Raw genomic sequence first — 13,526 nt, 5'->3', positions numbered from 1 at the left:
GCGCTTCCGCATGATTGAAGTCCGGTCGCTGGACCGGCTCTCCCCCGCCGAGGCGGCCGACGTGCTCACGTTGGCCGCTGCGGCGGCCGAGGCCGACGGCGTCCGCCCCCTGTCCGAGGACGGCGTTCTCGGCCTGCGCGGCACCGACCGGACCCACCTGCTCGCCTACGACGACGGATCCCTGGCGGGCTACGCCTATCTCGACGACCTGTCGGGCGAGCTCGTGGTGCATCCGAAGCACCGGCGGCGCGGTCACGGCACCGCGCTACTCGCGGCCGCCGGCCAACGGGCGCGGCGGTTCTGGGCGCACGGCGACGAGGAGGGCGCCCGCGCCTTCGCCGCGAAGTCGGGCTTCACCCGATCGCGCGTCCTCTGGCAGATGCGGCGCGGCCTCGCCGGCCTGCCCGCGATACCGCTGCCCGACGGCGTGGACCTGCGCGCCTTCGTGCCCGGCGCCGACGACGAGGCCTGGCTGGCGGTCAACGCCCGTGCCTTCGCGCACCACCCCGAGCAGGGCCGCTGGACCGCGGACGATCTGCGGCTGCGCCTCGCCGAGCCCTGGTTCGACCCGTCCGGATTCCTGCTGGCGGTCGACCCGGCCGACGACCGGCTGCTCGGCTTCCACTGGACCAAGGTCCACCCCGCCGAGGGCGAGGAGCCCGCGATCGGCGAGGTCTACGTGCTCGGCGTCGACCCGGGCGGCCACCGCCGGGGCCTCGGCGCCGCGCTGAGCGTCGCCGGGCTGCGCCATCTCGCGGGCCTCGGCCTGTCGCACGCCCTGCTCTACGTCGACGAGTCGAACACCGCGGCGGTCGCGCTCTACCGCCGGCTCGGCTTCGAGGTTTACTCCACCGACGTGATGTACAGCCGCTAGTTACCGCCGCTATGGCGGCGCGTGTCCGCGTGATCACTGTGTGTCCAAAGAGAACGCAGGATAACGCCCAAACCGGACGCGAAGCGCTCAGTTCACTTAACGGACAGCCCCCCCTTGACCAAAGGCCACCGCCCGGCGTCTACGTGTTCACCCTGCGTTCACTCTTGGCCGGGGAGCCGGTCACCTGGCGCTCTTAGCTTTCCGGGTGTGCCGATGAAAGTTCGGCCGGCCGGGACCTCGGAGCCCGGATATGCGTTCAATTGAAGGGACACCCGTGAAGCTCCAGCGGTACTACGTTGCCGGCATTGCCTTGACCGCCACGCTCGCACTCACCGCGTGCGGCTCTGACAACACCGACTCGCCCGCCGGGGACGCGTCTGTCGCGCCCGGCAGCTGTACGGCGGGTCAGCTCACCGCGCAGGGCTCGTCGGCACAGAAGAACGCCATGGACGAGTGGATCAAGACCTACCAGGGTCAGTGCGCGGACACGAAGATCGGATACGAGGGCACCGGCTCCGGCGCCGGCATCCAGGCGTTCATAGCCGGGACGGCCGACTTCGTCGGCTCCGACTCGGCGCTGAAGGAGGAGGAGCAGCCGCAGGCCGACGCCAAGTGCCCGGGCGGCCAGGCGCTCAACCTCCCGATGGTCATCGGCCCGATCGCGGTCGTGTACAACCTCGACGGCGTCGACAACCTCCAGCTGTCCTCCCCGACCCTTGCCAAGATCTTCTCCGGCAAGATCACGAAGTGGAACGACCCGGCCATCGCCGCCGACAACTCCGGCGCGAAGCTGCCCGACACCACGATCGCGTCGGTGCACCGCTCGGACGAGTCGGGCACCACCGACAACTTCACCAAGTACCTCAGCAAGACCGCCGAGGCGGACTGGACCCTCGGCAACGCCAAGGCGTGGAAGGCGCCCGGCGGCACCGGCGCGGCCAAGTCGGACGGCGTGACCACCGCGGTCAAGAGCACGGCCGGCTCGATCTCCTACGTCGAGCTCTCCTACGCGGAGAACAGCGACCTGAAGAAGGCCAAGATCAAGAACGGCGCGGGTGAGTACACCGAGCTGACCGGCGAGAGCGCCGGCAAGACCATCGCGGGCGCCAAGGTCGCGGGCACCGGCGACGACCTGAAGCTCGACATCGACTACGCCACCACCGAGCCGGGCGCGTACCCGATCGTCCTGGTGACCTACGAGATCGCTTGCAGCAAGGGCAGCGCCAAGGCGGCCGCGATCAAGGGCTTCCTGACCTACACCTCGAGCACCGCCGGGCAGTCGGCGCTGGGCGACCTGGGCTACGCCCCGCTGCCGGAGGCCGTCCGCAGCAAGGTCGAGGCGTCGGTCGCCAAGATCTCCTGACCCGTTCGCACCGCAATCCCATTCCCCCTCTACACGACTGCGAGCGCGCGCATGGGTGACTATCCCTCCCGCTCGGCGAACGCAAGCGCCGGCGGAACGGGTGTGACAGCACGTCACGCCCGGTCCGCCGGCACCGGCGTACCGCCGATCCCTCCCGATGACTTCGACGGACGCCGTTCGCCGCTCGGCGGCGGGGGCGCCCTGCCCAAGAAGTCCCGGTTCTCGGTCGAGACCGGCTTCCGGGGAGTCAGCAAGGCATCCGGCGCGATGGTGCTCGTCATCATCGTCGCCATCGCGATCTTCCTGATCTCGGAGGCGGTGCCCGCCCTCCAGGCGAACACCGAGAACTTCTTCACCTACAAGGCCTGGTTCCCCAACGACGCCGAGCCGAAGTTCGGCATCGCCGCGCTGGCCTTCGGCACCGTGCTGACGTCGACCATCGCGCTCATCCTGGCGGTGCCCATCGCCCTGGGCATCGCCCTCTTCCTCTCGCACTACGCGCCGCGACGGCTCGCCACGCCGCTGGGCTTCACCGTCGACCTGCTCGCCGCGGTGCCCAGCGTCGTCTTCGGCCTCTGGGGCCGCGACGTCCTCATGGAGCCGGTGCAGGAGCTCTCGGTCTGGCTGAACAAGTACTTCGGCTGGCTGCCGATCTTCGGCGGGGACGGCCCGTTCGGCCGCTCGGTCCTGCTCGGCAGCCTGGTGCTGGCGATCATGGTGCTGCCGATCATGACCTCGCTGTCCCGGGAGGTCTTCCAGCAGACCCCCGCCATGAACGAGGAGGCGGCCCTCGCCCTGGGCGCCACCAAGTGGGAGATGATCCGCACGGCCGTCCTGCCGTACGGCAAGCCCGGCGTCATCGCCGCGGTCATGCTCGGCCTGGGCCGCGCGCTCGGCGAGACCATCGCCCTGGCCATGACCCTCGGCATCGTCTTCAACATCTCGTTCAACCTGATCGAGAACGGCGGCAACAGCATCGCCGCCAACATCGCCAACACCTTCGGCGAGGCCAACGAGACCGGCCGCGGCGCGCTCATCGCCTCCGGCCTGGTGCTCTTCGCCATCACGCTGGTGGTCAACATGGCCGCGCGGGCGATCATCTACCGCCGCCGCGAGTTCCGGGACAGTGCGGCATGACCGAGCGCAGCGCGGACATGCCGAAGGGGAGCCGAGCATGAGTCTGCTGGAGAGCGAAGCCGCCGGCGTGGCGATGACGCCGGAAAACATTCGGAGCAGGCGGCTTCCGATCGCCACCAACCTCGGCGTCGCCGTCGCGGCGCTCGCCGTCGCGGCCGTGATCGTGTACGGCTTCGGCATCGGCGGCTGGGTCCTCGTCGTCGTGCTCGGCACGGCGTTCTACCTGGCCGGGCTCTACGCCGCGGCCACCCGCGTGGAGGGCCGCCGCTCGGCCCGGGACCGCTTCTGGAAGACGCTGATCTACACGGCCTGCATCCTGGCGGTCCTGCCGCTCGCCGCGGTCGTCTGGACGCTGGTGACCAAGGGCATCGCCCGCCTCGACGGGAACTTCTTCGGCACCTCGATGAACAACATCGGCGCCCGGGACCCCGACGGCGGCGCGTACCACGCGATCGTCGGCACGATCATGCAGGTCGGGCTCGCCACCCTGATGGCGGTGCCGCTCGGCGTGCTCGGCGCGATCTACCTGGTCGAGTACGGCCGGGGCCGGTTCGCCCTGACGGTCCGCTTCTTCGTCGACGTGATGACCGGCATCCCGTCGATCGTCGCCGGCCTCTTCATCCTGTCGTTCTGGGTACTGAAGGTCAGCCCGATCTTCAACGACGGCACCCCGCGCTTCTCCGGGTTCGCCGCCTCGCTGGCGCTGACCGTGCTGATGCTGCCGACGATCGTGCGGTCGACCGAGGAGATGCTCCGCCTCGTGCCCGGCCCGCTGCGCGAGGGCGCGTACGCGCTGGGCGTTCCACAGTGGAAGACCATCCTCAAGGTCGTACTGCCCACCGCGCTGCCCGGCATCGTCACCGGCGTCATGCTCGCCGTCGCCCGCGCGGCCGGCGAGACGGCACCGGTGCTGCTCGTCGCCGGCGGCGCCGCGGCGATCAACTTCGACCCGTTCGCCGGCAACCAGTCCTCGCTGGCGCTCTTCGTCTACCAGCAGGCCGGCGACGCGTCCAAGTACGCGCCGCAGCGGGCCTGGACGGCGGCGCTGACGCTCGTCGCCCTCGTGCTGGCGCTGACCGTCGCCGCCAAGCTCCTCGCCCGCCGCAACCGGCTGTCCTGAAAGGTGTCCCCCATGGCCAAGCGCATCGAGGCGAGGAACGTCTCGTCCTACTACGGCTCGTTCAAGGCGATCGACAACGTCTCCATGACCGTGGAGCCGAAGACGATCACCGCCCTGATCGGCCCGTCCGGCTGCGGCAAGTCCACGTTCCTGCGGTCCGTCAACCGCATGCACGAGGTACTGCCCAACGCCCGCATCGAGGGCAGCCTGACGATCGACGACCAGAACATCTACGACGCCGACGTCGACGTCACCGCCGTGCGCCGCATGATCGGCATGGTCTTCCAGCGCCCCAACCCGTTCCCCACGATGTCGATCTACGAGAACGTGGTCGCGGGCCTCAAGCTCAACGGCGTGCGCAAGAAGTCCCTGCTGGACGAGGCCGCCGAGAAGTCGCTGAAGGCGGCGAACCTCTGGGACGAGGTCAAGGACCGCCTCGCCCGCCCCGGCGCCGGCCTCTCCGGCGGCCAGCAGCAGCGCCTCTGCATCGCCCGCACCATCGCGGTCGAGCCGCAGGTCGTCCTCATGGACGAGCCCTGCTCGGCACTCGACCCGATCTCGACGCTGGCGATCGAGGACCTGATGTTCAAGCTGAAGGACCGCTTCACGATCATCATCGTCACGCACAACATGCAGCAGGCCGCCCGAGTCAGCGACAAGACCGGCTTCTTCTCGATCGAGAAGACCGGCGACCCCGGCCGCCTCATCGAGTACGACGACACCCAGAAGATCTTCAGCAACCCGTCCGAGCGCAAGACCGAGGACTACATCACCGGCCGCTTCGGCTAGGCCGACGCGGCAGACGGACGAGGGCCTCCGGTTGTGAAACAGCAGCACCACACAACCCAGGAGGCCTTCGCCGCGGCGCGGCTAGGGGATGTGCAGGATGGCGCCGTCGGGGGTCAGTTCGACTCTGGGCATGACCGGTTCGGCGGCGTCGCGGCCGGCCGAGGCCGCGACGACCTCTTCGAGGCTTCCGTACGCGGACAGATCGTTCAGCATCACCCGCGTAGGTGGGAGCATGGCCAGGCCGTTGGCGGCCGCCGGGCTGATCCAGGTGGTCCGGTCGGCCTCGCCGGACACGTCGCGCGCCGACTGCCCCGCCGGCAGCAGGGCGACGAAGAACCAGGTGTCGAAGCGCTTGGGCTCGAACTCCGGCGTGATCCACCGGGCCCAGGGCAGCAACAGGTCGTCGCGCAGCCGCAGGCCCCGCCTGTCCAGCAGGTCGGTCATCGTCAGCTCGCGGCGCTGCACGGCCGCGCGTTCGGCCTCCCACTCCGCCCCGCTGACGTCGCCGACGGTGCGGTCCGGCTGCTCGTGCGGGCCGGCCAGCAGGATGCCGGCCTCCTCGAAGAGCTCGCGGGCAGCCGCGCCAACCACCGCCCGGGCCTCGGCCTCCGGCAGGCCCAGCCGCCGCGACCAGTCCCGCTTGAGCGTCTCGGGGCGGTCGGCGGCGTCGACGCCCCCGCCGGGGAACGCGTACACGCCGCCGAAGACCATCGTGGTCGCGCGCCGCAGGACGTACACCTCGAAGGCCTCGTCCGCCGGGCGCAGGAGCACGACGGTGGCCGCGGGGCGCGCGGGTGCCGGGGTGCCGCTGAAGTCGCGGGCCCGTTGCAGCATGGCCGCCGGTAGCGGCATGGATTCGCTCACCGTTCGATCCTGCCACCCGGGCCCGGAGGGGGATACGGTGCGATCATGACCGAGAAAGCTGTCCGCTGGGGCATCCTTGGCACCGGCGGTATCGCCTCGACATTCGCGACCGACCTCCTCCTCGTGCCTGGCGCCGAGCTCTCGGCCGTCGGCTCCCGCACCCCCGAGGCCGCGGCGGCGTTCGCCGGGCGGCACGGCTTCGCCCGCGCGCACGGCTCCTGGGCCGAGCTCGCCGCCGACCCCGACGTCGACGTGATCTACGTGGCGACACCGCACGCGGCGCACTTCGACGCGGCGATGACCTGTCTCGAGGGCGGCAAGGCCGTGCTCTGCGAGAAGCCGATGACCCTCGACCTGCCCTCCTCACAGGCGCTGGTGCAGGAGGCGCGCACCCGCGGCCTGTTCCTGATGGAGGCCATGTGGATGCGCCTCAACCCGGCGATCCGCCGCATCGTGGAGCTGATCGGCGAGGGCGCGATCGGCGAGGTGACAAACATCCACGCGGACTTCGGGCTACAGGGCCCGTTCGAGGCGACGCACCGGCTGCGCGACCCGGCGCAGGGCGGCGGCGCGCTGCTGGACCTGGGCGTCTACCCGCTCAACCTCGCACACCTGATCCTCGGCCGGCCGGCGGTGGTGCGAAGCTGGGCGCGGCTGACGCCGGAGGGCGTCGACGACAACACGGGCATCCTGCTGGGCTGGGACTCCGGCGCGCTCGCGGCCCTGTCGTGCAGCCTGGTCGGCGAGACCCGCACCGCGGCGTCGATCACCGGCACGCTGGGGCGGATCGACCTGCCGCAGGGCTTCTTCGTGCCGCGCGGCTTCGTGCTGCACCGCGTCGGCGAGCCGACGGAGGAGATCTCATACCCGTTCCCGGGCAACGGCTATCAGTACGAGGCCGCGGAGGTGCAGCGCTGCCTGGCCGAGGGCCTGCTGGAGTGCCCGCTGATGCCGCACGCGACGACCCTGGAGATCATGGGCCTGATGGACTCCATCCGCGCCGAGCTCGGCGTCGTCTACTGAAGGCGGCGGGGCCCGGCCGCGGTGCGGCCGGGCCCCGCCTCTCAGCTCAGCTACCGAAGATCGGCCTCACGATGAAGTAGACGACGCAGGCGATCCCGGCCGCCGCCGGGAACGTGGTGATCCAGGCCATCACGATGTTGCCGGCCATGTTCCAGCGGACCGCGCTCAGCCGCTTCGTGGCGCCGACACCCATGATCGCCGAGGTGATCGTGTGCGTCGTCGAGATCGGCGCGTGCAGGACCAGCGCGTTGAAGAACAGCACGGAGCTCGCCACCATCTCGGACGCGAAGCCCTCCGCCGGACCCAGGTCGATGATCTTGCGGCCCAGCGTGCGAATGATGCGCCAGCCGCCGGCGTAGGTACCGGCCGCCAGCACCGCCGCCGACGTCCAGAACACCCACCACGGAATCTCCGTCGCGCTGTCCTGGAAGCCGCCCGTGTAGAGCGCCAGGACGATGATGCCCATCGTCTTCGCGGCGTCCTGCATGCCGTGGCCGACCGACATGAAGGCCGCCGAGATCGTCTGCGCCACCCGGAAGCCGCGGTTGAGCTTGCCGGGGTGGCCGCGACGGAAGATCCACATGATCGCGACCATGACGATGAAGCCGAGGATGAAGCCGACGAAGGGCGAGGCCACCATAGGGATCAGCACCTTGTCGACGATGGTGCCCCACTGGACCTCGCCCTGTGAGGCGAACAGCGTCGCGCCGACCAGGCCGCCGAAGAGCGCGTGCGACGAGGAGGAGGGCAGGCCGAAGTACCAGGTGATCAGGTTCCAGGCGATCGCGCCGACCACGCCGGCGAAGACCACGCCAAGGCTGGCGATGCCGGGCGGGAGCTTGACCAGGCCGTCGCCGACCGTCTTGGCCACCTCGGCGCCGAAGTGCGCGCCGACGAAGTTGCCGACCGCGGCCATCGCCAGCGCGACGCGCGGGGTCAGTGCCCGGGTGCTGACGCTGGTGGCGATGGCGTTCGCCGCGTCGTGGAAACCGTTTGTGTAGTCGAAGGCCATCGCGGCGATGATCACCGCGAGCACGGCTATGAGCTCGGGGGACAAGGCCTAGGACTCCTTGACCGTGATGGTCTCGACCGTGTTCGCCACGTGCTCGAAGGCGTCGCACGCGGCCTCGAGCTCGTCGGCGACCTCCTTCATCTTCAGGACCGTCAGCGCGTCGTACTCGCCGGAGAAGAGGCGGACCAGCAGCATCCGGTATGCGCGGTCGCCGTCGTTCTCCAGGCGGTTGATCTCGATCCAGTACTCCTCGAGATTCTTCATGCTCTTGAGCCGCGGCATCGCGTCCGCGGTGATCTTGGCCTGCTGGTCGAGCACGGTCACCAGCTCGTGCATCTCGCGCGGCAGCGACGGCAGCTCGGTGAGGCCGTACAGGTAGAGCAGGTTGCCGACCGCCTCGAGGTGGTCCATCACGTCGTCGAGGTGCGAGCCCAGCTGGTAGATGTCCTCGCGGTCGAACGGCGTGATGAAGGTCGAGTTGATCTTCTTGTACAGGGTGTGGGTGATCTCGTCGCTGTCGTGCTCGACGTCCGACAGGCGGTCACTGACCGACTGCACGTCCGCGCCGGGCAGCGCGAGCTCGTTCAGCAGCCCGGTGCCCTTGACGAGGTTCTGGGCGGCCTTGCTGAACAGCTCGTAAAAGGCGCCCTCGGTGGGGCGGAAGGAGAACTTCACGGCGCGAACCTCGATCGAGGAGTGGACGAGACGGAGGAATGCTAGGTAACCCCTCCCCCGTTGCCGATCCCGCCCACCCCTGCTTAGCGGCAGTTCAAGGCGCGTTCACTTGCCGTTAACCTGGAATGCCGCCTATCTGGTTCTTTCAGACAGTCTGGGCGATGTCCGGTCGGGGAGCGGTCGGCCGCGGGGTCGGCGTATGGCGGCGCCCGGCCGGCGCGGACGGCAGTCGCGGCGGGGCGGGCCGGGTCACCGGATGCCGGCGCAGGTGCCGGGCCAGGCCGGCCTGGTCGGCGTCGGCGATGACGTCGACACCGGCGGCGCCGAGCTCCGCCCAGACCGCCCGCCGGGCCCGCCGGGCGCCCTCGGGCAGGCCCGAGAACCGGACGGTACGCCCGTCCTCGTGCGCCGAGCGCACCATCGCGTGCAGCAGGTGCCGCTCCTCGGCGGAGATCGGCTCGCGCCCGTCCCAGCCGAACCGCCGGTTCCACGCCTCGCTGACCATCGGCACCAGCGTCGGCGGCGCGGACGCGGTGCCGAGGTCGTCGAAGGTCCCGTCCGCGAACGCGTACCGGCGGCGCTGGCCACCGAGCAGCTCGCGGACGTCGACGATGCCCGTGATGACCACGGTGACCGCGCCCGGGTCGAGCCGGCCGTCGATGCAGCGGCTCAGCAGCGGGGCGTGGTCGCGCAGCTGCTGGTCGAGCATCCGGTACGCCCGCAGCAGCGTGTCGGCGTCCCGGTTCGGCCCGGTGAACTCGACGACGAGCCGGAACGGCACCCGCTGGTCACGGCAGAGCCGCCCGCCGCGCGCGTGCGCGCGGGCGAAGAGCGGGGAGAGCACCAGCCGGCGCAGCGTACGGCCGGGCTGGGGAGTCCCGGGGCCCATGAACAGCTCGCCGTGCGGCCCCGGCCGCACCGGCACCGTGAGGCCGGCGAGCCCGCGCCGCAGCACGTCGGGCAGCGGGTCTATGACCTGGTTGCCGACGAGCGCATGCCCGGCCGGCAGGTACGCCCGCGGACGCCGGGCCACCGCGGCGCCGACGGTCGCCGCACCGGCGGCACCCGCGACCCCGGCCAGCCCGCCCAGGAGCGCCGCCACGTCGTTCGTCATCGCCTGCCCCCGCCCCGAAAAACGCGAAATAGGACTAAATGGTCTTATAGCGCTACCACTGTGTCACATCAGACAGGCGTTACAGGGCAATGTCGCGCAGAATTCCTTCATGCCGTCTGAGGATTTCGAGGCTGAGCGGCCCCGGCTGCTCGCCCTCGCGTACCGGATGCTGGGCAGCCGGGCCGAGGCCGAGGACGTCGTGCAGGAGGCCTGGCTGCGCTACCACGCCGCCCGGGCCGACGGGATCCGCGACCCGCAGGCCTGGCTGACCACGGTCACCGGGCGGCTCTGCCTGGACGTGCTCAGGTCGGCCCGGGTACGCCGCGAGGCGTACCCCGGCCAGTGGCTGCCGGAGCCGGTCGTCTCGCACTTGGACGACCCGGCCGAGAAGGTCGCGCAGCGGATGGAGGTGAGCCTGGCGCTGCTCGTCGTGCTGGAGCGGCTGACGCCGGAGCAGCGGGTCGCGGTGGTGCTGCACGACGCGTTCGCGATGCCGTTCGACGAGGTCGCCGCCGTGCTCAACACCAGCGCCGGCGCGGCGCGCCAGCACGCCTCCCGAGGCCGGCGCGCGGTGGCCGACGGTCAGTCCCGGCACACCGCGGACGTCGCCGAGCAGCGTGCGGTTCTGGAGGCGTTCCTCAAGGCGGCGTCCTCCGGCGACCTGTCCGCCCTCGCGGCCGTGCTCGCGCCCGAGGTCGTGGCGGTCGGCGACGGCGGCGGCGCGGTCAACGCGGGCCGCAGGCCGGTGTTCGGGCCGGACCGGGTGGCCCGCTTCTACGTGGGCACCCTCGACCGGTTCGCCAGGTACGGCGTCGACGTCACGATCGAGCCGGTCCTGGTGAACGGCGGCGCCGGCGTGCTGCTCCGCGGCGCGTACCCCGACGGGCGCCGGCTGCTCGCCGTGCTGGCCGTCGCCGTCGCGGACGGCCGCATCACGGCCCTCTACAACCAGCTCAACCCCGCCAAGCTCGGCTCAGTCGACGACCGCTGACAGCCATTTCCGGTACGCGGAGGCGAACGGCTCGGAACCGTCGCCCAGGGCCGTGAACAGGCGCCGGGCGGCGGCGTTCGCCTCCGTGACGACCTCGTCGGTGTAACCGAACGCGACCCGGTGCTCCTCGAACTCGTCCTCGTCCCGCAGCTCGACCAGCCCGGAGTCCCGCCGTCGGGAGACATCGAGGTCGAGGTCGACGATGTGCACGGTGTCGCCCTCCCAGCGCGCGGGGGTGGCGACGTCGCAGTAGACCTCGCTGGTGCGCGGCGGCGGGTTGAACATGCCGGTCCACCAGGCGTGGTGCGGGATAAGCAGGACGAACGGAATCTGCTCCACGGACGGCTGGCCGTGGTAGACGGAGACCGTGCCGCGTGTCACACCGACCCAGACTCCCAGGTCGTCCTCGTTGAGCCGACGGGCGGGATAGTCCCGGTGAGCGGTGCCGTCGTACTTGGTGTAGACGACCCGGACAATCTCGCTCGGCATGACAAGACACTAACGGTGACATGGTTTCGTCGGTGGTGGCGGGTACGGTCTCCGACGTGACTGCCGCGACCCGCAAGAAGGCAACCGCGTCCCAGCTTCTCGCCGCCGCCGTCGGCGCGGTGCCGGGCGGAGCGTCCCGGCCGGGGCAGGAGGAGATGGCCGCGGCCATCGAGCGGGCGGTCAAGCAACGCGAGCACCTGTTGGTGCAGGCCGGGACCGGCACGGGCAAGTCGCTGGCCTATCTGACCCCGGCCCTGCTCGTCGACGGCCCGGTGGTGGTCTCGACCGCGACGCTGGCCCTGCAGAACCAGCTGGTGGAGCACGACCTGCCCCGCCTGGCGGACGCGGTGGAGCCGGTGCTGGGCCGCCGCCCCACGTTCGCGGTCCTCAAGGGCCGGCACCACTACCTCTGCGCGGCCAAGCTCGAGCACGCCGACGAGGAGGCCCCGACCGACACCCTCTTCGACGACGCGCCGCCCAAGGCGACCCAGTGGCTGGGCGAGGTGGGCCGGCTGGGCAAGCAGATCCTCCGCGTGCAGCAGTGGGCGGAGAAGACCAAGACCGGCGACCGCGACGAGCTGGATCCCGGCGTGGACGAGACGGCCTGGCGCCAGGTCTCGATGCCGGCCCGCGACTGCGTCGGCGCGGCCCGCTGCCCATACGGCGCGGAGTGCTTCGCCGAGGCGTCCCGGGTCCGTGCCCGCGAGGCGGACATCGTGGTGACCAACCACAGCCTCCTCGCGGTCGACATGCTGGCCGAGCGCAATATCGTGCCCCCGCACAAGCTGCTGATCGTCGACGAGGCCCACGAGCTGGCCGACCGGGTCTCCTCGGCCGCGCAGGCGGAGCTGACCCCCGAGGCGGTCGAGCGGGCCTCGAAGCGGGCCCGGCCCCTGGTCTCGCCGGCCGCGGCGGAGTCACTCGCCGAGGCGGCCGACTCGCTGACGGTCGGCCTCGCCGACATCCCGGCGGGGCGCCTGACCACCGGCCTGCCCCCGCTGCTGCACCAGGCGGTCCTGCTGATCGACTCGGCCACCCGGGCGGCACTCGACGCGATCGGCGACGTCAAGAACGACGACCCCGACCCGGTGCGCAAGCAGCAGGCGAAAGCCACCCTCGACGACCTCTCGACGACCGCGCAGCGCCTGCTGGAGGAGTCGCAGTTCGACGTGGCCTGGGTGGAGAAGTCCGACCTGGGCAACGGCCGCCGGGCGCTGGTGGTGGCGCCGCTGTCGGTGGCGGGCACCCTGGCCACCAGCCTCTACGACGAGCGCACGGTGGTCGCCACCTCGGCGACGCTGACGCTGGGCGGCCGCTTCGACACCGTGGCCAGGTCACTCGGCCTGCCCCTGGCGGCACCGGTCCCGGCGGCCCGGGCGGCCGCGGCGCCCCCGGTCTCGGGCGACGGCTGGAGCTCCCTCGACGTCGGCTCGCCCTTCGACTATCCCCGCCAGGGCATCCTCTACGTGGCCGCACACCTGCCGCGGCCGGCGGCGTCCGGCCTGCCGGACGCGGCCGGCGAGGAGCTGGTCAAGCTGGTGTCGGCGCTCGGCGGCCGCACACTCGGCCTGTTCTCGTCCCGGCGCGCCGCGACCCAGGCGGCGGAGCTGCTCCGGGCCCGCTCGGACCTCCCGGTGCTCCTACAGGGCGAGGAGTCCCTCCCGATCCTGGTCCGCAAGTTCCGGGAGCAGCGGGAGAGCTGCCTGTTCGGCGTGATGTCCCTCTGGCAGGGCGTCGACGTGCCGGGCGACGCCTGCCAGCTGGTCGTGATCGACCGCCTGCCGTTCCCCCGCCCGGACGAGCCCCTCGCCGCGGCGCGCGCGGCCGCGGTCGACGCCGGCGGCGGCTCGGGCTTCGCCGCGGTGAGCGTCCCCATCGCGGCGGTCCGGCTGGCACAGGGAGTCGGCCGCCTGATCCGTTCCACCGGCGACAAGGGCGTGGTGGCCGTCCTGGACTCCCGCCTGGAGACGGCCCGCGGCTACGGCGCCTTCCTACGCCAGTCCCTACCCCCGTTCTGGTATACGACCAGGCCGGAGGTGGCGCTCGGCGCCCTGGAGCGCCTGGCGAAGACCTGA

Annotated in this window: 13 protein-coding genes; 8 read left to right on the top strand and 5 right to left on the bottom strand. The window is 71.3% G+C overall.

Annotated elements, in window-relative coordinates; translation table 11 throughout:
* The first annotated feature begins 10 nt into the window (after nucleotides 1–10).
* From mshD to pstB, 5 genes are all read left to right on the top strand, one after another.
* Nucleotides 11–874, top strand: a complete 864-nt coding sequence (gene mshD, locus BJ971_RS00780) for a mycothiol synthase (protein WP_184988474.1) — start codon at nucleotides 11–13, stop codon at nucleotides 872–874.
* Nucleotides 875–1,148: 274 nt separating this feature from the next.
* Complete coding sequence (gene pstS / locus BJ971_RS00775) at nucleotides 1,149–2,237, top strand: phosphate ABC transporter substrate-binding protein PstS (protein WP_184988471.1); 1,089 nt, start codon at nucleotides 1,149–1,151, stop codon at nucleotides 2,235–2,237.
* Between the two features lie 51 nt (nucleotides 2,238–2,288).
* Nucleotides 2,289–3,374, top strand: a complete 1,086-nt coding sequence (gene pstC, locus BJ971_RS00770; RefSeq protein ID WP_184988469.1) for a phosphate ABC transporter permease subunit PstC — start codon at nucleotides 2,289–2,291, stop codon at nucleotides 3,372–3,374.
* A 37-nt stretch (nucleotides 3,375–3,411) separates the two neighbouring features.
* Nucleotides 3,412–4,494, top strand: coding sequence for a phosphate ABC transporter permease PstA (pstA, locus tag BJ971_RS00765; protein WP_184988466.1), 1,083 nt, complete (start codon nucleotides 3,412–3,414; stop codon nucleotides 4,492–4,494).
* 12 nt (nucleotides 4,495–4,506) lie between these two features.
* On the top strand, nucleotides 4,507–5,283 hold the full coding sequence (pstB, locus tag BJ971_RS00760; RefSeq protein ID WP_184988463.1) for a phosphate ABC transporter ATP-binding protein PstB: 777 nt from the start codon (nucleotides 4,507–4,509) through the stop codon (nucleotides 5,281–5,283).
* Between the two features lie 81 nt (nucleotides 5,284–5,364).
* On the opposite strand, the gene BJ971_RS00755 is transcribed toward pstB, so the two are convergent.
* Nucleotides 5,365–6,135 (bottom strand): NUDIX hydrolase, encoded by a 771-nt coding sequence (locus tag BJ971_RS00755; protein ID WP_184998546.1) that lies wholly within the window; start codon nucleotides 6,133–6,135, stop codon nucleotides 5,365–5,367.
* Between the two features lie 57 nt (nucleotides 6,136–6,192).
* On the opposite strand from BJ971_RS00755, the gene BJ971_RS00750 reads away from it, so the two are divergent.
* Nucleotides 6,193–7,170: a Gfo/Idh/MocA family protein gene (locus BJ971_RS00750; protein WP_184988460.1), complete on the top strand. Its 978-nt coding sequence runs from the start codon at nucleotides 6,193–6,195 to the stop codon at nucleotides 7,168–7,170.
* 46 nt (nucleotides 7,171–7,216) lie between these two features.
* Here BJ971_RS00750 and BJ971_RS00745 read toward each other — a convergent pair whose 3' ends face one another.
* The 3 genes from BJ971_RS00745 to BJ971_RS00735 all read right to left on the bottom strand — a co-directional run bounded on the left by BJ971_RS00745 (nucleotide 7,217) and on the right by BJ971_RS00735 (nucleotide 9,971).
* The gene (locus BJ971_RS00745) at nucleotides 7,217–8,227 is read right to left on the bottom strand and encodes an inorganic phosphate transporter (RefSeq protein ID WP_184988457.1); all 1,011 of its coding nucleotides are present in this window, start codon (nucleotides 8,225–8,227) and stop codon (nucleotides 7,217–7,219) included.
* Between the two features lie 3 nt (nucleotides 8,228–8,230).
* Nucleotides 8,231–8,857 (bottom strand): DUF47 domain-containing protein, encoded by a 627-nt coding sequence (locus tag BJ971_RS00740; RefSeq protein WP_184988454.1) that lies wholly within the window; start codon nucleotides 8,855–8,857, stop codon nucleotides 8,231–8,233.
* Between the two features lie 145 nt (nucleotides 8,858–9,002).
* Entirely contained in the window at nucleotides 9,003–9,971 is a 969-nt protein-coding gene (locus tag BJ971_RS00735) for a PI-PLC domain-containing protein (RefSeq protein ID WP_184988451.1), read from the bottom strand.
* A 109-nt stretch (nucleotides 9,972–10,080) separates the two neighbouring features.
* Here BJ971_RS00735 and sigJ point away from each other — a divergent pair, with 109 nt between their 5' ends.
* Nucleotides 10,081–10,962 (top strand): RNA polymerase sigma factor SigJ, encoded by an 882-nt coding sequence (gene sigJ, locus BJ971_RS00730; RefSeq protein WP_184988448.1) that lies wholly within the window; start codon nucleotides 10,081–10,083, stop codon nucleotides 10,960–10,962.
* On the opposite strand, the gene BJ971_RS00725 is transcribed toward sigJ, so the two are convergent.
* Nucleotides 10,945–11,451, bottom strand: coding sequence for a ribonuclease FAU-1 family protein (locus BJ971_RS00725; protein ID WP_184988445.1), 507 nt, complete (start codon nucleotides 11,449–11,451; stop codon nucleotides 10,945–10,947). The two genes, sigJ and BJ971_RS00725, sit on opposite strands and share 18 nt — an antisense overlap.
* Nucleotides 11,452–11,471: 20 nt before the next feature.
* Here BJ971_RS00725 and BJ971_RS00720 point away from each other — a divergent pair, with 20 nt between their 5' ends.
* Nucleotides 11,472–13,526: an ATP-dependent DNA helicase gene (locus tag BJ971_RS00720; protein WP_184988442.1), complete on the top strand. Its 2,055-nt coding sequence runs from the start codon at nucleotides 11,472–11,474 to the stop codon at nucleotides 13,524–13,526.

Source organism: Amorphoplanes digitatis, assembly GCF_014205335.1.
Lineage (GTDB): Bacteria > Actinomycetota > Actinomycetes > Mycobacteriales > Micromonosporaceae > Actinoplanes > Actinoplanes digitatus.
Note: the sequence above shows the minus strand (reverse complement) of the source record. Positions and strands in the feature narration are given on the sequence as shown.

Excerpts from the sequence above, each read along its gene's own strand:
- mshD (WP_184988474.1), top strand. The coding sequence starts at position 11 with ATGATTGAAGTCCGGTCGCTGGACCGGCTCTCCCCCGCCGAGGCGGCC.
- pstC (WP_184988469.1), top strand. The coding sequence starts at position 2,289 with ATGGGTGACTATCCCTCCCGCTCGGCGAACGCAAGCGCCGGCGGAACG.
- pstA (WP_184988466.1), top strand. The coding sequence starts at position 3,412 with ATGAGTCTGCTGGAGAGCGAAGCCGCCGGCGTGGCGATGACGCCGGAA.
- pstB (WP_184988463.1), top strand. The coding sequence starts at position 4,507 with ATGGCCAAGCGCATCGAGGCGAGGAACGTCTCGTCCTACTACGGCTCG.
- BJ971_RS00755 (WP_184998546.1), bottom strand. The coding sequence starts at position 6,135 with ATGCCGCTACCGGCGGCCATGCTGCAACGGGCCCGCGACTTCAGCGGC.
- BJ971_RS00750 (WP_184988460.1), top strand. The coding sequence starts at position 6,193 with ATGACCGAGAAAGCTGTCCGCTGGGGCATCCTTGGCACCGGCGGTATC.
- BJ971_RS00735 (WP_184988451.1), bottom strand. The coding sequence starts at position 9,971 with ATGACGAACGACGTGGCGGCGCTCCTGGGCGGGCTGGCCGGGGTCGCG.
- sigJ (WP_184988448.1), top strand. The coding sequence starts at position 10,081 with ATGCCGTCTGAGGATTTCGAGGCTGAGCGGCCCCGGCTGCTCGCCCTC.
- BJ971_RS00725 (WP_184988445.1), bottom strand. The coding sequence starts at position 11,451 with ATGCCGAGCGAGATTGTCCGGGTCGTCTACACCAAGTACGACGGCACC.
- BJ971_RS00720 (WP_184988442.1), top strand. The coding sequence starts at position 11,472 with ATGGTTTCGTCGGTGGTGGCGGGTACGGTCTCCGACGTGACTGCCGCG.